Genomic DNA, 20,696 nt, shown 5'->3' with positions numbered 1-20,696 from the left:
AAGAAAAATTACTTATTCGAAAAAATAAGTAGTTGTTTCAGTATTTTGACCATTAAATTCTTCTGTACTTATTTGTGTAGTTTTTACTTTGCTTTGAATGAAGTTTTGATTATTCACAGTTATAGTTCCTTCTAACGACTGACCTACCGACAAATTGAAATTAATGTTTGAACGACCATAACTCTCCGTATTAAAATAAGAAGAATTATAATTTGGGGTCGAAAATTGTTCGGCACACATTACTAAATAATTTAATTTCCCAAAAGATGAAAGGTGCAAAAAACTGTCTGTGTTGATAATTGGTGAATATTCATAAGTAGTGGTCACATCCGGAAATTGTGCTGATATTAAATTATTATTTTGATAAACAAAATTATTTTCATTATCCATCACACCATCAAAATTATTATCTCTTCCTGCTTTTATGATATTTTGATTTTGATCGAAATGAACTATATGCCTAAAAAGTGCTTGGGCAGCAGGATTTAGATGAGATTCGGTTAACTTCTCAAAATAAACTACATTTTGGGATGGATTAACAACTCTATAATTTAAAACTCCTCCTAAAAAATGTTTATCCATAGCTACCACTAAATTATTTTCATAAAAAAAATCATATTTTACATCGATTTCCGGACCACCGTAAATTATATGACTCTGTATTCTACCTGAATTATCATAAATATATTCGTAAGCCAAATTAACACCATTACTAATTCCATTAAAAAAAGTTTCAGAAGTTACTGTTGTTATTTTGTTATTTACAACAGTTCCTGTATTAATCTTTTTGTAACTTTGGATATCCGGATTATCTTGATAAATTGATTCAGTCACAAATGTGTAACCTGTAATCGTCTGATTAGTAAATTGATTTAAAGTATTCCCATTCTCTTCCGAACAAGATAAAACAAAAAATACTGAAACGAAAAGATAAATAAAATGTTTAGTCCTCATGTTAGTTAGATTTAATAACACAACGACTAAACTTACTAATTTATTACAAAAGCCTTACAAAAAATAGTGTAAGGCTTCTTAATTTGCTATAAACTATTAAAAATTATTCCACTGCCGGTTTATAGTTTTGCTTGTCAATAATCATTTTAGATAAAATCTCTTTTAAAATCTCAGAAGTTCCGCCACCAATTGGACCCAAACGACTATCACGTAACAAACGGGCCAAAGGATACTCTTCCATATAACCATAACCCCCCAACATTTGAAGACAGCTATAAATCGCTTCATCTGCTACTTTTGTTGATTTCAATTTTGCCATTGTCGCTTCTTTAACCACATATTCTCCTTTATCTAAACGAGCTACTGCAGCATAATTAAAAACCTTACAATGTTCAACTTCTGTTGCATGTTCTACCATCGTGTGTCGTAAGGCTTGAAATTTATTAATTGTAGTGCCAAATGCTTCTCTTTGCGACATATAATCTATGGTATAATCAATAGCATATGCTGCTCTGGCATGAGCATTGATTGCCATGATTAATCGTTCCAAAGCAAAGTGTTGCATGATATAAGGAAAACCTTTTCCTTCTTCTCCCATCAAATTGCTAGCAGGAATTATAACATTATCAAAGGCAATTTCTGCCGTATCCGATGCTCGCCATCCTAATTTATCTAACTTAGTTGCTGAAATCCCTTTTGTAGTAGTGTCAACCAAAAAAATACTGATTCCTTTGTTACCAATATCCGGATTTGTTTTTGCAGCTACTATATAATAATCCGCATAAACACCATTTGTGATAAAAGTTTTTGAACCATTAATTATATAGGTATCCCCTTTTTTTACTGCTGAAGTTCGCATTCCTGCCACATCACTTCCTCCAAAAGGTTCTGTAATACACAATGCTCCAATTTTATCACCCAAAATACTTGGTGCCAAATAGTTTTGTTTAATTTGTTCATCACCTTCAGCATTCAAATGTGTCATCGCCAAATAAGCATGAGCCCACATAGCAGCAGCAAAACCTGCCGATTTTATTTTTTGAAGTTCTTCTAAAAAGACTACAGTATAGAATAAATCCAAATTCATTCCACCATAAGCCTCAGGATAGTTAATGCCGAAAAAACCCATTTCACCGAATTTTTTCCATATAAATCGGTCTATTGTTCCTGTTTTTTCCCATTTTTCAATGTGAGGAACCACTTCTTTATGTAAAAAATCTTGTAGCGTTTTTCTAAACAAATGATGCTCTTCTGTGAAGTAAATTGAATTCATATAATTAAATTGTATTGCCCTTTTTGGGTTATTTTTTTAGAATTCCAAATATAAGGCAATAATATTTAATTTTTCAACGGGAAACCCCTTAATTTTTGTTAAATCCTCAATATCTTTAATTCCATTATTCATGCTTCTGAAAGTTACAATCTCCTTGGAAATAGCATAGTTGAAATAAGGAAACTTAGCCAACTCTTTTGTTGACAAATCATTTATCTTAATCTTCTTAATAGCAGGCTGTTGTTGTACCTCAAAATGCTTCTTGAGATTTTCAATAACCTCAGGCGACAAACCCCAAATAGCTTCCATTTGATCCATGGAAACAAAACCGCCAAAAATTTCTTTTTGTTTTAAAATTCGTTCCGATAAAGCAGGACCAATACCATACAGTTTAATTAAATCTTCCTGACTGGCTTGATTGATGTCCTTACGAACAATAATTTCATTCTTTGGTTTGGAATAATCTTTAAATTTAAAATTAGACTTGGGTTGATTGACCCAACTTGGAAATTTAAAATAAGGAGAAATTGCTTGAAGCAAACTATCGGAAACTTGAGTCACTTGTTGAAACTCTTTGGCAGAATTGACATACTTATTCTCTTTTCGGAAAGCAAACAAACGATCTATTTCCGCAGTAGTCATTCCCAATTGATAACCTCTGTAATCAGTTATAAAGTTGGGATTAAAAGGATAAATTTTAAAAGTAGTAGTTGAAGTTTCTTCTTTTAAACTATCAATGTGACTTTGCATGGCAATCCATTCAGCATGTAATTTAGTATTCGGTTGATTGTCAGTTTTTGACACCCAAAACCAATAAGCTCCTTGCAAACCTACAATAAGAAACAATAAAACAAAAATCCCTTTTCGTTGATCAGAAGAAAAACTAAAAAGGGATGTATAACTCATATCTTACTTATTTTAATACTAAATAAAACTTCTCTGAAAACTCACACATGAACTAAATGTAACCTTATAGTTCAATACAATAAAATTACATAACTTATAGGATTAATAAAAAACTAATTATATTTTTTTATCTCACCAGATTTCAAACGTTTAAAATAATCTTTCAAATCATCTCTAACTTCTGAGGAAAGGAAATACAATCCTAAAATATTCGGGAATGCCATACCTAAAATCATCATATCTGAAAAATCCATCACCGCACCTAAACTAGCCGAGGAACCAATTACAACAAATACCAAGAAAAGTAATTTATAAATATTTTCCATTTTCTTAGTGTTTCCAAAAAGATAGGTCCATGATTTCATGCCATAATACGACCAGGAAATCATGGTAGAAAAAGCAAATAAAATAATAGCAACCAACAACACATATTGAAACCATGGAAACACACTGCTAAAAGCAGCAGAGGTCAAAGCGGAACCAACTAATCCTTGGGTATCTTGTGCAAAACCTGAAAAAATTAACACTAAGGCAGTCATGGTACAAACAACAATAGTATCAACAAATGGCTCTAACAAAGCTACTATTCCTTCGCTTACAGGCTCATCCGTTTTAACGGCAGAATGTGCAATAGCCGCAGAACCAACCCCGGCTTCGTTTGAAAAAGCAGCTCGTTGAAATCCAACAACCAATACACCTATTACACCACCTGTAATACCATCTGCGGTAAATGCTCCGTCTATTATTAGACCAAATGCTTCACCAAGATGGCTGATATTTACAAGTATAATTATTAAAGAGGTTACTATATACAAAACAACCATCATCGGAACAATCTTGTCAGTTACTTTGGCAATCTTCTTAATACCGCCAATAATAACTATCCCAACAAAAAAGGCGATGACCAAACCGTACCAAAATCCTTTTCCTTCAAAAAAAGGAAATACATTGGCCAGCTGAGCAAATGATTGATTGGCTTGGAACATATTACCGCCACCAAACGAACCTCCAACAGCCAAAATTGCAAAAACAACGGCTAATACTTTTCCTAAACCGGCTTTCCCTCTTCTACGCAATCCTTCGGACAAATAATACATGGGACCACCTGAAACCTCACCCAAGTCATTTAATTTACGGTACTTAACTCCTAAGGTACACTCTACAAATTTGGAAGACATCCCTAAAAATCCGGCCAATATCATCCAAAAAGTGGCTCCGGCTCCTCCAATTGTTATGGCAACAGCAACACCGGCAATATTTCCCAAACCAACAGTACCTGATAATGCGGTAACCAAAGCTTGAAAGTGAGAAACCTCTCCTTCATCTTCCGGTTTATCATAGTCACCTCGAATTAACTGAAAAGCATGTTTGATTCCTTTTAAATTGATAAAACCCATGTAAAGGGTAAAAAAAGTAGCTCCAATAACCAACCACAAAACAACTAAAGGCATTTCAAAACCTATAAAAGCAAGCGGTTTATAAAAAAATACAGCCGCTAATGCATCAACTGCCGGCTGAATTATATCATTAATTTTTTCATCTATTCCTCGTTCTTGAGCAAACGAAAAAATGGGTAATAATAAGGCTAAAAGAAGCGTTACTTTTTTCATAAAAGTGTTGGTTTTTTTAAATAGGATAGCAAGATGCGAAAAAAAATGCTTTTAAAAAAAAGTTAAGCCGGTTTTTTAAGAATAAACTACAAATCGAAGACAGAACTTCTTTTAGTATAAATCATATCCTTGAGTTTTAACCAAAAGGCTAAAGTCAAATACACAAAAAACCAAAGTCCAGCCGTGACAAAGGTACTGTAAATAAAAAACAAGCGAACATTGGTAGCTCGCATACCTAATCGATCTGCTACACGAGAAGAAACATGAAAACCATGCTTTTCAAAAAAATGCCGCATTGATTTTATCCAACTCATTGCTCTGAATTTTGTTTAGGGCGAACAAAGGGCGAATCTTCTTCTTCTACATGAGTCACAAAATAACGGGTGTCTCCCCACCAAGAAAAAGCTCGGTAACGCTCAACATAAGTCAGCTTCACATACTTTCCTTGGTATTTTTCTAAATCTGCCACAACTTGTTTCTCCTTATTCGCAATGGAAAATTTAAAAATTTGAGCTCCGGAAATCCCTTGACTCATCTCACCTTCCCATGTTTTAAACACCACCCCTTTTCTACTTATTTTAATCAATTCACCTGAACGAAATCCTTCGGAATAAGGTACGTAATAGATAACTGTAAAAAAAGCAAATACAGCCAAAATCAAAAAGAAAAGAAATCGCTTGAAATACTTGGCAACTTTTTGAGCAAACGTTGTTTTATTTGGAGAAGTTTCCATGTGAATTATTTTGGTGAGGTAAAGTTAATTAAGTTTTTCCCAATTTCACACTGTAAACATTTATTTTGATTACAATACTTACTTTTCAAATGTAGCAAGGCCTGAGAGTGCAAACTGGAACTTGATGCTAATCCAAATTGTTGAAATTTTTCGATGATGCTGTTCTTTTCCGATTTAATTTCCAGAGCTAACGCGAGTAACTCTTCAATATTTTGAATGCCTTTACTTTTTGAATAACTGAATTTAATCGGTAAAACACAATTCAACAACAACAAATCCACAAAACCTTTAGAAAGTGATTTTGATTTAAAAGTACTTTTATGATCGAAAGTATAATGCGTTTTCCAATAGTCGGAAACTTGAATATTGAATAGCGTATAGAACGCTGAAAGTGAAGTAGTATCCAAACAACGTTGCAACAAATTGGATTCCCGATGCAGCAATTGAGCCAATTGAGCCAAACGAATAGTGGGAAAATTATCAGGTCGGTGCTTAAAAAATTCAGGAGCCACAATGGAAGTGGATTGCAATTGGTATTTGTGAACCAAAAAGTGCCATTTACTTTTTAAATCTTGATAATAGTTGTCTTCGAAATGATTTTCTAATAATCCGACTCTTCCAAAAAATAAAGCTTCTAAAGCCAATAAATCATGTTGTTCTTTTTTTAGAACCGAAAAGGGTATTGAAAGTAAAAGTTCTTGAAAAGAAACGCCGTTGGTATTCAATCCAAAACTTCTTGCCAACGAAATGTAAAAAACATGCTCCCAATTAGTAGTAGTTTTCAACAAAACCAGTTCCAACTCACTCGTTTTTTGTTCCAATCGCTCAATATACAATCGCTCTATCCAATGAGAGAGGGTAAACTCAGGTAAATTTTTTAATTGATTTTCACAATTTATCCATGATTTTGCAGCAACCAATTGGTTGTAATTTTCCACAACGGACTGGTCAACATAATGCTTCAATTCTAAAACAGGAATTACAGTAGCATCTTTTCGATAAATTTCTACATCATGTTCCCAAACCACATGCAAAATCACATTGTCATAATTGGAATCGGTTTCATGATGGTGAACATACCAATCGGAAGATTTTAAATGTATTTCAACATTTCCTGCCCACTTTTGATTATCAATAAGCAATTGGGCATTAAAAAAATCGGGACCGGATTGCTTTAGATAGTAACCCGTATGAAGAATTGAAAGTTCATGGTTTTGAAAAGTGTGTAACTGTGTGAACTTAAATTTTTTAAAATGCCACACATAATGCAGAAAGTCTTCTTTCATGGCGTATACTATTTTTTTGGCGTTTATAAATTGGAACTACTAAAATACAAAAAAATCCCTGAATTCATTAACTCAGGGATTTTTTTTAAAGTGAAAATACTATTAGTTGATAGAACTTATAATATCATGTTTGGTAATAATATGGTATTTTTTATTCGCCATTTCTACTAAAACTGCCTGATTGTCTTTACTTATCAATTTTGAAACTTCTTCAATAGGCGTGTTTTCTTGAACAATCGGATACGGTTTACCCATGATCTCTTTGATTGGTTTCTCCGCTATATTTTTATCTGAAAAATAGCTTTTAAACAAATCCGACTCATCAATGGATCCTACAAATCCGGTAGTGTCAATAACTGGAATTTGAGAAATGTTGTATTTTTTTAAACGTTCAATAGCATGTGAAACCAATTCTTCTGTACGAACAATTACTAAAGGTTTATCGCTATGCGATTTAATTAAATCGGAAGCTTTCGTAACTTCCTCATCTAAGAAGCCTCGCTCACGCATCCAATCATCATTAAACATTTTACCAACATAACGGCTTCCCGAGTCATGAAATAATACCACAACTACATCTTCAGGTTTAAAGTGTTCTTTTAGTTGTAAAACTCCTTTTATCGCGGCTCCTGCAGAATTCCCTACAAAAATTCCTTCTTCTAAAGCCAACCTTCGAGTAAAAACGGCAGCATCTTTATCGGTTACTTTTGTAAATCCGTCAATGACAGAAAAATCAACATTCTTGGGCAAAATATCTTCACCAATACCTTCTGTGATATAAGAATAAATTTCATTCTCATCAAATATGCCGGTTTCATGGTATTTTTTAAACACAGAGCCATAAGTATCAACACCCCAAATTTTAACTGCCGGATTGCGTTCCTTCAAATATTTAGCAACTCCGGAAATAGTACCTCCTGTTCCTACTCCAACAACAAAATGGGTGATTTTTCCATCGGTTTGTTCCCAAATTTCAGGAGCCGTTTGTTCATAATGAGCTATTGCATTACTCGGGTTGTCATATTGATTTACATACCAAGAATTTGGAATTTCAGTACCCAATCGCTTGGAAACAGAATAATACGACCTTGGATCTTCAGGTTCTACGTCGGTTGGACACACAATAACTTTGGCACCTACAGCTCGCAAAATATCCATTTTTTCTTTGGATTGCTTATCTGTAATAACACAAATCAATTTATAACCTTTTACAATGGCTCCAAGTGCTAATCCCATTCCTGTATTTCCGGACGTACCTTCAATAATTGTCCCACCCGGCTGTAACCTTCCATCGGCTTCCGCATCTTCTATCATTTTTACAGCCATTCTGTCCTTTACAGAATTACCGGGATTGAATGTTTCTACTTTGGCCAGTACCAAACAGTCCAATTCACTGGTAATTTTATTGATTTTTACCAAAGGCGTGTTTCCGATTGTTTCTAATATATTTTTTGCAAATTTCATTTTTTAATGCTTTTTAATAAAGGTAATTAAATTATTTAATATAGTTCATACACTCGACTATTGGAAAAAATTCCAAATGATTCCAAACCGTATCATAAAATCACGATAAGGATAATTCGGTGCCGTATAAAAATTAGACGAGGTAAACGAAGAATTGAAATGTTCTGCTTTGAAAAACAATCGGGCTTGTTTGATTTTTGCATTGACAAAATAATCAAACATTGGAAACCCACCTATTTTCTTTTGATCTTGTACAAAAAATGAGCCCAATAACGGATTGTAATCATCCGCATAATAATCTGTAAAATAAGTAAAGGTTACTCCGGTTTGCAAAAACAAGGCTTTTTTGAAAAAATGATTGGAATAATAAAATGTATTTCTCAATACCAATTCCGGAACATTCAAAACTACTTCAGATTGATCGGTTTTTTGATACAAAAGTGTATTGTCTAAAGCAAACTTTCGGAATGTAAATTCTTTTTCAGCTTTTAATGAAAAATAAGTAACGCTTTGGTCAAACTGTTTGGGAGTAACAAGCAATTGAACTGCTGTTGGATCATCATTACTGAAATACAAAAAATCAGTAATTGAAGTAAACTGAGCTGTGGCATTAACCCAAGGTGTTGATGCTTTAATTTTTATATTTTGAACTTTCTCGTTTTTAAAGGAATTGTTCCAATTGTAAGTCATATAATTACTTTGAAAAAAAGCATAGGTATTATCAGGCATTTGCGTCATAGCTTGGTAATGAAAATCCAAGGTATACGACTCTAGAAATTGATAAACCAATTGCAAATCCAAAGAAGATAAATCTTGATCAGACAATGTTTGAGTTAGTATCGCTTTTCCGTCCAAATCTCCTTTTCGATAAGAATACTGACCACCAACTGTTGTTATTTCATCACTATAAGTACTTGGTATGGTGGTGTCTGGCAATAGTAAAACCCTATTATAATATTGATTGAATCTAAAATCCTCCGTAAAAAAAACAAAACTACCCAAAACTTCATGTTCATAGGAAGCTCCAAACTTATTATACATTCGATTGTATCGGGTTTGATCATTGATATCCGATAAACGATACGAATCACCAAGTCGATTAATTGTCACTGAACTTGCATCTGTTGTAATTGTTGTGGATAGAGTACGTTGTTTGAACTCAAAAAACTTGTGTTCATAATTAAACTGATGCAACAAGGTCAGTTTCGAATCACTTTTTGAATTTGTTAAATGATAGGAATGATTAATAAAATAACGATTCCCTTTCAAAAAGCTGGTGGCATCTTCAAAATAAACCTGCAATCGCACCCTGTTTTTAAAATCTTCATCATCACTTTCAAAATCATCGGTTCGAACTATACCTCCGTTTTCACCATTAGAAAAATCTTGTGAGGTAAAATGAGCCTGTAAATGATAACGCTCATTCGGATTGGTATAATTAGTCGTAAACCGAAAATTACCATTACTTGCTAATTGATTTACATATTTTCCTAAGGAACGTAATCCTTTATAAGCGATGGAAAAATTTAAACGTTCTGAGGTATTTAACGTAATAAAGGCATCCAATGATTGACCTTGTTGCATGACGGTTTTAAAATACAACTCCGTTAAAGGTGTTGCTACTTTATAATAAGACATATCCTCAGGATCCATATATCCGAAATGTTTGGCTTTGAACCCCATTTCCGGAAAAGTGGTAAAAGAATTTAATCCGTAATCCAAAACAGTATAAGCATGTCCTTCATTAGCAAAAGGCAACAAGCCGAAAATATCTCTTCTTAAATAATTAAAAGCATACTCTTTTTTAACAGTAAGTGAAGTATCAATAATAGTGGTATCTCGCTCGATGGTAAAAATTTGATATTGCTCAATTTTTGCAACAGGAGCTTTATTTTCCGTTACCTCTGAAAAAGCAGTAGAATCTTGTGCTGGCCTATTTGTGTTATTTTTCTGCACACGTCCTGGGGGTACCTGCGAGAAAAGCGAAACAGAAAACAAAAGACAACAGAGTAAGTAACGGTACATTGCGTATTAAAAATAAATGGCAAATATAATTCATTTGAAGGCAACCTTTGACAATAGAACATTTAAAATTTAATTAAATTACTGACTGCGGAAGTAATTCATAGAGATAAAAAAAACACTTTCCTAAGGAAAGTGTTTTTAAATTGGTATCGCATTTTAAGCTATTGAATAACTACTTTTTTTGTAATTGAATTTTGACCATCTGTACATTTTACAAAATACAAACCGGAACTGTGTGAAGACAAATCAATAACAGATATAGCATCTAGAGGAATAAATTGTTTAACAATTCTACCTTGAACATCAAATACTTCGATTAATTTGGAATCTGACGAAAATGCATAATCCACATTAAAAACTCCGTTAGAAGGGTTTGGATAAATGGCAAAATTAGATGCTTCATCAATGGAATTAGCTGACAAAGAAACATTGGAACCGGTTACTATCAAAGTGAAATCTTGACTTCCACCAACCAAGGTACCCTTGTGAGTTACTGTAATAGTATAGCTACCACTTGGATTATCAACTTGAATTTTTTCAAAATTATCTCTGAAATTGTCAGCATTTTGCAATGGTCCATCATACGGTAGAGCTGGATTTAAAGTCCACGGATAATATACGTCCGTATTCTTAGTAACTCGAACATCTAAATCGTTGATCAAATGAATAGTTGCGGGGTCAACTACACCATTATTGGGTGTACTTGGTCTATCCGTCCATGAAATAGATACCATTAACGGTTGGTTATTAGTAACTACAACAGTGCGGGAATAACTTTGATTATTAGCTAAATTTAATTCGTCAACTATTGCATTGTCAGTTACTTTTTGAGACAATGTAGTGGCAGCTTTAGCGGCATTAACCAGTCCCCATCCATATTCATAATCAGGCCCGTCATAAAAACCGGCTTCATCTGCAGTATGCATAATCAAACCTTTAACGGTTGCGGCACGCATATAACTAGTAAATAAATTAAAACTATGTTGTTGTAATAATAAAGCAACACCGGCAACAGAAGGAGAGGCCATTGATGTTCCATTTAAAAAACCTGTAGAGGTTGTAGAAGCAGAAGTGGTAGAATTAACACCAACACCTTTTGCTACAACATCAGGCTTAATTCTACCATCATCTGTTGGACCCCAACTACTAAAACTTGACATTGAAACACTGGAAGCATCTACATAGTTCAAAACTTGACTAACTGCTCCAACTGTCAAGTAATTTTTAGCATTTTGCATTCCTCGTATCAAATCATAGCCAAACTTGTTGATTAAATGAGGGCCAATGATTGCATGGCTGTTGTCATTTCTATCATTACCGGCAGCTGTAACAGCTAAATAATAAGGGGCATTAAAAGCTATTTGATCAAATTGAGAAGCTCTTGAATCATAAGCCCCTAAGAGCCAAGTTCCAAAACCACTTACACCTATCCAGTAGGAATGATTCGAAACCAACAAACCACCTGCTGCTGCAGAAACCATCTCACTGTAATCATTACTCCAATCATAAGAATCACCAGATGCATTAAAAGCAATTCCTCGAACTGCAGGATTTAATCCATTAGCGATTACAGTGCCCATTACGTGGGTTCCGTGATTACTAACTGTGGGAGTAAAATCAATATTTGTAGCCTTAAACGAATCAAATTCAACATGGTCGTCTCTAACTTGCCCGGAGTCCCAAACGCCCACTTTCATGCCTTGACCTTGAAGAGATAACCCAAGACCTCCACCCGAATACAATGGGGAAACTCTACTGGTTATAGCCGAAGTAGCATTACCGGTTTCCAGATAGATAACTGCTCCTGTATCCGATATGTCATAAATCTCTTTATCTGATAACCCATCAGACGTTCTTCGCTCAACTGTAGGATTTGCCACCAAATAAGCATCAATTCTCGCTTGACGTTCCAAATGTTCAGAATCAAACAAAGTCTTTAATCTGGCTAATTCGTCCTGATTGGTCTTGGATTTAATGATTTCAAGCTGCTCCTTATTTTGTGAATAAGAAAAAATACAACTAAATAAGAATAAATATAAAATACGCATAGGAAATGATGTTATAATATGATAACGCAAATATAACCTAAAAGTCGAGAAACAATTCTTAAAAAAACAATAATTGTACAATTCTTTATATCTATAATGTAATTGATAATCATTTGCTTTTCATGATAGCATAAAGAAATAAGTAGTTAATAGCTAACTAAAACTATTAATAGACACACTTAATAAGACTTGATTTCTAAAAATAATCAAATATTTAATTCACTAAAAAGCCTCTGGGAATCCAAATTTTTGTTGAAAAAAGAAATAGCTAAAAAGTCCTTAAATCGTAGATTTCAATATATGGCTAATCTGAGAAAAAATCAAAAAAAAATACCTCGTTCTCACGAGGTATTTTATTCTATAATTTAAAGTTAATTAATTAACTGTAAAGTTTAAAGTTGTAGTAGCTCCAAAATTTCCACCACCTGTTCCTAAAACAACACCATTTTGAGTTAGTGTGAAAGAGCCATTTACAGCACCGTCAAACATACCATCTCCATAGGAATCATTTACAGTCAATGTATAAGCTCCTGAACACAATTCCAAGTTAACGTTTACTGGTGCATTACCATCAGCGTAAGGGCCACCTGAATATAAAGTTACTCCTGCTGCATTCTTTACTTGCCAAGTGGTTTCACTAGCGTAAAAGTCAAATATAAAGGATAATGTAACATTTTCTGGCGTACAAAATCTGAACATATTAACCGTTGCAGTACGTTTATCACTCAACGATTCTTCTGTATCAGCAATCGCTAAAACTAAATCAACTGAACCCTCTTCTGGTAAAGCAGTGTAGTTACCGAACACTTTTACAGTAGTACTAAAGCTACCGGCTGGGATAACTACTTGTGTAGTTTCCAAACTATACATAGCTGGAGTAGCAGTACTAGATTCATCTACAGAAATTGTAAATGTTCTGTCAACATTAGATTTTTGTGTAGAATTAATTTCTAATTCTACAAAATCTCCTGCTTCATCGTCGCTTACAGCATAACTCGCAGCAGCATTGGTAAAAAAGTAAGCTTCTCCAATGTTGTTCGAATCATCTTCGCTACAAGCTCCCAACACAAATAGTGTTAAGACACTAAGGGTTAAAAATATTTTTTTCATATTATTCAATTTTTTTATTAATAATTAGGATTTTGAACCAATGGGTTTACATTGATTTCCGCTTGCGGAATAGGCAAAGTAAATCTATAGTCAGTTACCGAGATATTATAAGGGTTAGTTGCTGTAGCATTTTCTGAATCCTGAGCATATCTGTCAGTTTCAGTAACACCTGCATCAAGACCTAAACGTTTTAAATCGATATAACGGTGTCCTTCAAAAGCCAATTCTTTTCTTCTTTCTAATAAGATATCAGCATAAGCTTGAGTTGGATTAGCATAAACAGGAGTTGGTACAATTGCACCCGCAATATAGTTTCTGTTTTGTCTTACATTTTGAATAAGTGTTGCAGCTCCGGTTAAATCGTTTGCTCTGGCTCTACATTCAGCTTTAATGAAATACATCTCAGACATACGGAAAACTTTCAAATCATTTGAATTGTGACTACCTGCTTTACCTGGATATTTATCAATCACAATAACTTCAGATAATTGATCTGCAGTTGAAGGATCGGCAGCAATAGTAGCAGAACGGTCAACAAAAGCCCATCTTCTGAAATCTTGTGCGCCACCTCCAAGAGGTTGTGTATACAGGTCAAATAAAGTTCTTCCCATATCATACAAAGGACCTCCTAAAGTATACGATTGGTTGGTGTTATATTGACTACTGAAATTAATTGCATTATTTGGTCGAGCTAAAGAAAAAATAGCTTCACCTTGTGCAGCATCTACCCACATCTTTTTGTATTCAGGAGATGCTGTAGTAGCAGTCCATCTGTCCATTAAGAACAACGCTCTTTGGATACCTGCTGGTGGTTGTGCATCAAAAGATTCAGAACCTACAGCTGGACCGGTTGGAACAACAGTAGCAGAAGTTAATGGAAAATCAGCTGGCAATGCAAACGTAGAAGAAGCCAAAGAAATACCTGATGTGTTTATAACAGCATCAGCATATTGCTCTGCTAAAACATAGTTTTTTCTGTACAAATACATTCTGGCTCTCATAGCATTGATAACATTGGTGTTGAAAAATTTCCAACTGTTAGGTCCTGCAGTAGCTGTCGTCAAATTGGCAGCAGCAAAAGTTAAATCATCTTCAATCAAAGCAAAAACTTCACCGTTAGTAGAACGAGGAACAGTTTGCTGTGTTGTAGGAACAAAATCAATTTTCATAACACCTAAAGCGTCATTGTTACTTAAATCGGTTGAGAAATAAGTCAACAATTGAAGATGTGAAAAAGCTCTAATAGCTCTACCTTGTGCAATAATATTATTGTACTCAGCCTCAGTACCTGGTGCTGGAGTAAATAAAGTTGCTCCTCTCAATAATCGATTTGAGTAGTTAATAGCTCTGTAGTGTTGATTCCATATTGCTGCAGCAAAACCATTGGTTGATACAACAAAAAATCGTAAAGTTTCATTGGAGAAACCGGCACTACCTAATCCAACCTCATCAGTTAATCGTGAGGAAACCATAAGTTCATTTTGAATTGAAACTTGATCGTAAGTCTCATTCAAAAACAACTGCAAATTAGCAGTGTTCGTAAATAAAGCGGCATCGCTTAATTCACCATCTTGAATAACATCAAGTGCATCACTACACGAGTATAGTCCAAGAGATAATAATCCTAATAATAAATATTTTCTTATCATTTTAATTTTTTTTAAAAGTTAACATCTAAACCAAAAGTTATTATCTTAGGTGTAGGGTAATATCCTGTTTGAGAAGTTACATAACTTTCTGGGTCAAATCCTTTCCAATTGGTGAAGGTGAAATAGTTCTCTGCTTGAACACGCAAACGAATAGTATTGATAGATGATCTTTCCAAAAACTTAGCAGGAACACTATATCCAACAGTTAAGTTTCTTAATCTCATGTACGAAGCATCACGCAAGAATCGGTCAGATAAAACACTACCGGTATCATAGTTATTTGCATTCAAAGCGGGAACATTAGTATCCGTATTCGTTGGCGTCCATGCATTAAACAAATCTGTTGAAACAGGGAAGTTAGTAGAATTTCTGATATCCATCAAACCATCATAATCGATATCAAACTTGTAGGCTCCAATAGCGTATGTAAATAAGGCATCCAAAAAGAATCCTTTGTACGATGCATTAAAACCAAAACCTCCTTGAAAATCAGGTAATGCATTTTTACCGGTACTTCTTCTGTCACCATCAGTTGGTGTTTCTGTTAAATTACCATCAATATCGTAGAATAACAAGTTACCTGTTGCTGGATTTACTCCTGCATAAGGAACTTGGAAATACTCATTAAGTGGACCACCAACACGATATTGGAAATCAGTACCAACTCTAAATATTCCATCACCATCACTATCCAATACCCCTAAATCTCTAAATGCAGATCTGTTGTAGGCACCGTTTCCAAAGAAAGACAATTTAAACTCACTGTCTTTAAATACATCATACTTTAAAGCCAACTCAACCCCTCTGTTCTCAAGAGTACCATTGTTAGCAGATAAGTTGGTAATACCATTTCCGGCAGAAATAGGAGTAGCACCATATAAGTCATTCGTTCTTCTGTTATAAACATCAAACTGTCCGGTTAATCTTCTTTGAATTCCGAAATCCAAACCAATATTCCATTGAGCTGTTTCTTCCCAACGTAAATCTCTGTTAGCATAAGATGAAACTCCAAATGAAGCAGAGTTATTATATCCTACTTGTGAAGAGTTCAAATCTCTTACCAACTGACTTCCGATAAAGAAAGGAGATGTATTAGAATCAACACCTCTGGCGATTACGTTTTGATTACCTGTAGTACCATAAGAAGCTCTTAATTTCAATTCTGACAACCAGCTGCTATCACTTAAGAAAGCTTCATTAGAAATATTCCATCTACCGGCTACAGACCAGAAAGTACCCCATTTGTAATCATCCACAAAACGGTAAGTTCCATCTCTACGTACAGTAGCAGCAAAACCAAATCTTCTGTCATAATCATAATCTATAGAAGAGAAAACAGACAACATACCGGCATCAATTTTTGCAGCAGCTACAGTTGGTCTGTATCCTACAGGTTGAGTTGCTGGGTTATATATAATATAACCTGTACCAGCTCCTGGCTCCCATGTTAATGGATTCAAACCAATTTGTTGTTGTAAAGAAACTCTTCTGTGAGCTTTCATATACTCACTGTAAACAGAAGCATCGATAGTGTGTTTTTCAGCAAAAGTTTTCTTGTAGTTCAAACGGTTCACATAGTTAAATGAAAACTCTGATGTAGAACTGATAGTCTCCAAACCATGGAAAGGCTGTGCAGCTCCTGATGCTCTTACAATAGATAAGTAAGCATTTGGTCCAATAGCAAAGTTTCTTTTGTCATCTGCAAAATCAACACCACCGGTTGAAGAGAAAGTTAAATCATTAGTAATTTTATAAGATCCTGTTGCTGTAATAATGGTCTTGATTTCGTTAAAGAAACTAGGAGCAGAATTATGTTGAAACAAGTCCAACAACATTAAAGGCGTCAAATTCAAAGCAGGGTTACCAAAATCATTGAATAATTGCTGACCTGACTCATACAAATCCGGACTAACAAAACGTGGGGAAGCCAAATAACCTGTAAGTGGATTCTGAAGAACGTTGCTGTTAATATCACCTCTGGTTTCTTGCTCTAATTGTTGTCTTCTTGAGAAAGCACCAAAAATATTTAAACCGTAATTGAATTTCTCATTTGTGCTTTTTCCTGAAAAATTACTTCTGATAGTAAATCTTTTGAAATTTGTAGTTGGTGTAATACCATCTTGTTCAAAATAACCAAACGAAGTATAATTGTTCAAGTTATCACTACCTACAGTAAAACTTAAATCATGAGAAGCTGTTGTTCCTGTTCTGAAGAACAAATCTTGCCAATCAGTGTTAGTTGCAAAACCCTCTAAGTTGTTGATATCAGCTGTAACCGCACCTCCTAAAAAGGAACCACTGTTAGCTAAAGCACTTGACAAAGTATTTACACCTTCGTCAAAACCTTTACGTTGTAACTGTAAGTGCTGAACAGCCGTAGGCAAACCATAATTGTCACCTCTAAAATCAGTCAAACCATACGAGGTAGAATAATTAACAGAGAATGATTTTTTAAAGCTACCTTTTTTAGTAGTAATTACAATTACACCATTAGATCCTCTGTTACCATAAATAGCTGTAGCAGCAGCATCTTTCAATACAGATACTGATTCGATCTCATTAGCATTTAAATTACGGAAGAAAGCTTGATTCATAGGCACACCATCGATTACATATAATGGATCCGATGAAGCACTAAGCGAACCAACACCTCTAATGATAACGTCGATTTTATTAGTACCTGGTTGACCTGAAAAAGCAGAAATGTTTGCTCCGGCAACTTGTCCTTGTAATGAAGAAAGCACGTTTGGATTTGGTCTGTTCTCAATTCCTTCAGCAGTTACAGTTGCAATAGAAGAAACAGAGGTTGCTTTTGAACTGGTTCTATACCCTTCCAAAACAACACCCTCTAATACATCTACGTCAGCTTGCATCACAACATTAATAGAATTAGAAGCACCAACTGTGAACGTTTGAGTTTTTAAACCGATAAAAGTAAACTCAAGTACTTCACCTTGTCTTGCTGATATGGAATATTTTCCATCAAAATCAGACGAAGTTCCTCTTTGCGTACCTTTAACAATTACTGTTACTCCAGGAAGTGGTAATCCTCCTTCTGTCACTGTACCTGTGATAGTTTTCTCCTGAGCATAAGAAAACTGAATAAAAAACGCTAACAAAAGCGTGTAAATCCATTTAAATTTCGATCTCATATTAAATTTATTTGAGTTAGTTATTCCGCAAACTTCTTAATAATTTCTTAAATAAACAAATATTACTTCGGAATAATATTATTTATTTTTGTTAAATATCTTGCGGATGGTTTGATGTTGTAACGCAAACATATCTTTTAGATGATGTTTACATAAAATGGTTGCGTTGATTTTAACTTATTTTTTACTAATTTATGCTATATCAAAACTTTTCATCTTTATACCCCGAAGCCGGAACTGACGAAGCCGGCAGAGGCTGTTTGGCAGGTCCGGTGACCGCCGCCGCAGTAATTCTGCCAAGTAGCTTTCAATTAAAACTTTTAAACGATTCGAAGAAACTTTCTGAAAAAACCCGATTTAATCTAAAACCCATAATTGAAGAAGTTGCAATTGCTTTTGCAGTGACACATCTTGAACCGGAAATCATTGATGAGATAAACATTCTCAACGCATCCATAAAAGCCATGCAGGAATCAATAAAGAAATTAAATCCTACACCTTTATATATTATTGTAGACGGAAATCGATTCTACCCTTTCAATGAGACACCCTTTTCTTGCATCGTAAAAGGGGATAGTAAATACCTGAGTATTGCCGCAGCATCTGTTTTGGCTAAAACCTATAGAGACGAATACATGAATACAATTCACGAAGAATTCCCAATGTATAATTGGAAAAAAAATAAAGGCTATCCAACCATTGAACACAGAGAAGCCATTCAAAAATATGGCATCACAAAATACCACAGAAAAAGCTTCAGATTATTGCCCGATCAATTGAAATTGGATTTTGATGTATAAATTAAAAAGTAGCAACTTCGATACTGCCTTCAAACAAATTCAAAAAATGGGCGGTAATTTTTTGTTTCACTTCTTCTTCATCAACGGAGGTAACTCCCAATTCAACATGCAAAGAAGTTACCGCTTTACCACGAATGCCACAAGGAATTATATTATCAAAATAACCCAAATCAGCATTTACATTCAAAGCAAATCCATGCATAGTTACCCATCGGCTGGCTCGAACACCCATAGCACAAATTTTACGGGCAAATGGCGTACCTACTCCTAACCAAACTCCTGTCTCTCCGGGACTGCGTTCGCTTTCTATGCCATATTCTTGTAAGGTGAGAATAATAGCTTCTTCCAAAAAACGAAGATATTTGTGAATATCAGTAAAAAAGTTTTCTAAATCCAAAATAGGATAACCCACAACTTGTCCCGGACCATGATAGGTAATGTCACCTCCTCTGTTTATTTTATAGAAAGTGGCTTCTTTTTTTTCTAATTGCTCTTCGGAAAGTAACAAATTAGACAAATCACCACTTTTTCCCAAAGTGTAAACATGAGGATGTTCAACAAATAGAAAATAATTAGGTGTTGGCGTTTCTTCCTGAAGACGACGATTTTGAATTTTTAAATCAACTATGGAAGCAAACAAATTTTCCTGTAGCTCCCAAGTTGCTTTGTAATCTTTTAATCCTAAATCGGTAAATGCAATTTTTTTATTCATTGTATTTTATTCAAAATCTATTTCAAAGCTCATAGATTCCGGTTTTTCCATATAGGTTTCCATGGGATATTCAACCGTAATGGTTTTTCTATCGGCACTAAATTGAGCGTTTTCAATAGACACCCTTTTTACAGGTTTTGGAAATTGATAAACCATTTTAAAAGAGCTTTGCTCATAGATCATAGAAAAGGATTCCGAAAGACTTTCTTCTGAAAGTTCTTCTGAATCTTCCAAGTCGTTTTCCTCATTTTTTAATTCATTCAACAACGTTTCTTTCAGATTTGTTGCAGTAACCGTTTTAGTAAATTTTTTACCATCATAATAAAAACGGGTAGAACTGTCATCTTCTTTCATTTCACTTAACGACCCGGCCAATTTATTATTTCCGCCTAACGATTTCATAGAATTCATGGGCGACATGATTTCTTGCAATTCATTTACCGAACTAAAATCGGTAAACATCGAATAGGTCATGATTTTTTCTGGCTCATTAACAACCATTCGCATCGAAAAACGTTCTAACATTTTCAACCGTTTTTGCTCTTCAAGCGGCAACTTAGAAATACTGTCACTTTTTTCAGCTAATAGGGATTTAAATGAAAACGTACTGTCCATTATTTTTTCATTGACAGCTTCTTTGCCTTTTTTATCTTTTTTACTTTTCTTGTTTTTTGAACTTGATTCTTCTTGTTGTCCAACCTCGCCTGCTAACGCAATCAATTCTGACATGTCAATATCGTAGGCAAACTTTCCGGAACCGTCTTCATTAATAATTAAATTTTCCGTAATCGCACAGCTACTTAAACAGAATAAGATACCAATCAATAAAATAAGTGAGTTTGTTTTCATGAGTTATTATTTTTTTCAAAACTACAAATATGTTTTTAAATTTTGATAATCTTTGTTTTCAATTCTAAAAAACAAATTGTTACATTTTTATTTTATACCTATCTTTGCACGCTAAAAATTAGGCT

16 protein-coding genes are annotated in these 20,696 nt (G+C 34.3%); 1 reads left to right on the top strand and 15 read right to left on the bottom strand.

Going from position 1 to position 20,696, the window contains the following annotated elements; all coding sequences use genetic code 11:
• Window positions 1-12 precede the first annotated feature (12 nt).
• The 13 genes from IEV15_RS01100 to IEV15_RS01040 form a co-directional block, all read right to left on the bottom strand.
• On the bottom strand, window positions 13-954 hold the full coding sequence (locus tag IEV15_RS01100; RefSeq protein WP_188360647.1) for a hypothetical protein: 942 nt from the start codon (window positions 952-954) through the stop codon (window positions 13-15).
• A gap of 103 nt (window positions 955-1,057) precedes the next feature.
• A complete protein-coding gene (locus IEV15_RS01095; protein ID WP_188360646.1) occupies window positions 1,058-2,227 on the bottom strand; it encodes an acyl-CoA dehydrogenase family protein in 1,170 nt (389 codons plus the stop codon).
• Between the two features lie 36 nt (window positions 2,228-2,263).
• Window positions 2,264-3,133, bottom strand: a complete 870-nt coding sequence (locus IEV15_RS01090; RefSeq protein ID WP_188360645.1) for a ComEA family DNA-binding protein — start codon at window positions 3,131-3,133, stop codon at window positions 2,264-2,266.
• 113 nt (window positions 3,134-3,246) lie between these two features.
• Entirely contained in the window at window positions 3,247-4,743 is a 1,497-nt protein-coding gene (locus tag IEV15_RS01085) for an alanine/glycine:cation symporter family protein (protein WP_188360644.1), read from the bottom strand.
• Between the two features lie 86 nt (window positions 4,744-4,829).
• Window positions 4,830-5,057 carry a PspC domain-containing protein gene (locus IEV15_RS01080; protein WP_188360643.1) on the bottom strand — a complete coding sequence of 76 codons (228 nt, stop codon included), beginning with the start codon at window positions 5,055-5,057 and terminating at the stop codon, window positions 4,830-4,832.
• Window positions 5,054-5,476, bottom strand: coding sequence for a 6-phosphogluconate dehydrogenase (locus tag IEV15_RS01075; RefSeq protein WP_229734072.1), 423 nt, complete (start codon window positions 5,474-5,476; stop codon window positions 5,054-5,056). The genes IEV15_RS01080 and IEV15_RS01075 overlap by 4 nt, the downstream gene beginning before the upstream one ends.
• A gap of 5 nt (window positions 5,477-5,481) precedes the next feature.
• On the bottom strand, window positions 5,482-6,762 hold the full coding sequence (locus tag IEV15_RS01070) for a DUF2851 family protein (protein ID WP_188360642.1): 1,281 nt from the start codon (window positions 6,760-6,762) through the stop codon (window positions 5,482-5,484).
• Between the two features lie 102 nt (window positions 6,763-6,864).
• Window positions 6,865-8,226, bottom strand: coding sequence for a pyridoxal-phosphate dependent enzyme (locus tag IEV15_RS01065; protein ID WP_188360641.1), 1,362 nt, complete (start codon window positions 8,224-8,226; stop codon window positions 6,865-6,867).
• A 57-nt stretch (window positions 8,227-8,283) separates the two neighbouring features.
• Window positions 8,284-10,182, bottom strand: a complete 1,899-nt coding sequence (locus IEV15_RS01060) for a putative porin (RefSeq protein ID WP_229734071.1) — start codon at window positions 10,180-10,182, stop codon at window positions 8,284-8,286.
• A gap of 230 nt (window positions 10,183-10,412) precedes the next feature.
• Window positions 10,413-12,299 carry a S8 family serine peptidase gene (locus IEV15_RS01055; protein WP_188360639.1) on the bottom strand — a complete coding sequence of 629 codons (1,887 nt, stop codon included), beginning with the start codon at window positions 12,297-12,299 and terminating at the stop codon, window positions 10,413-10,415.
• A gap of 375 nt (window positions 12,300-12,674) precedes the next feature.
• Window positions 12,675-13,409: a hypothetical protein gene (locus IEV15_RS01050; RefSeq protein ID WP_188360638.1), complete on the bottom strand. Its 735-nt coding sequence runs from the start codon at window positions 13,407-13,409 to the stop codon at window positions 12,675-12,677.
• A gap of 17 nt (window positions 13,410-13,426) precedes the next feature.
• Complete coding sequence (locus IEV15_RS01045) at window positions 13,427-15,058, bottom strand: RagB/SusD family nutrient uptake outer membrane protein (protein WP_188360637.1); 1,632 nt, start codon at window positions 15,056-15,058, stop codon at window positions 13,427-13,429.
• An 11-nt stretch (window positions 15,059-15,069) separates the two neighbouring features.
• Window positions 15,070-18,210 carry a SusC/RagA family TonB-linked outer membrane protein gene (locus IEV15_RS01040; RefSeq protein ID WP_188360636.1) on the bottom strand — a complete coding sequence of 1,047 codons (3,141 nt, stop codon included), beginning with the start codon at window positions 18,208-18,210 and terminating at the stop codon, window positions 15,070-15,072.
• A gap of 194 nt (window positions 18,211-18,404) precedes the next feature.
• Between IEV15_RS01040 and rnhB the strand changes: the two genes are divergently transcribed.
• Window positions 18,405-19,010: a ribonuclease HII gene (rnhB, locus tag IEV15_RS01035; RefSeq protein WP_188360635.1), complete on the top strand. Its 606-nt coding sequence runs from the start codon at window positions 18,405-18,407 to the stop codon at window positions 19,008-19,010.
• Between the two features lies 1 nt (window position 19,011).
• On the opposite strand, the gene lipB is transcribed toward rnhB, so the two are convergent.
• Both lipB and IEV15_RS01025 read right to left on the bottom strand, forming a co-directional pair.
• A complete protein-coding gene (gene lipB, locus IEV15_RS01030; protein ID WP_188360634.1) occupies window positions 19,012-19,722 on the bottom strand; it encodes a lipoyl(octanoyl) transferase LipB in 711 nt (236 codons plus the stop codon).
• Window positions 19,723-19,728: 6 nt separating this feature from the next.
• Entirely contained in the window at window positions 19,729-20,571 is an 843-nt protein-coding gene (locus tag IEV15_RS01025; RefSeq protein ID WP_188360633.1) for a hypothetical protein, read from the bottom strand.
• Window positions 20,572-20,696: the final 125 nt, after the last annotated feature.

The sequence above is a fragment of the Flavobacterium orientale genome, from assembly GCF_014638005.1.
Classification (GTDB): Bacteria; Bacteroidota; Bacteroidia; order Flavobacteriales; family Flavobacteriaceae; genus Flavobacterium; species Flavobacterium orientale.
The sequence above is the reverse complement of the archived record's forward strand: the minus strand, read 5'-3'. Positions and strand labels throughout refer to the sequence as shown.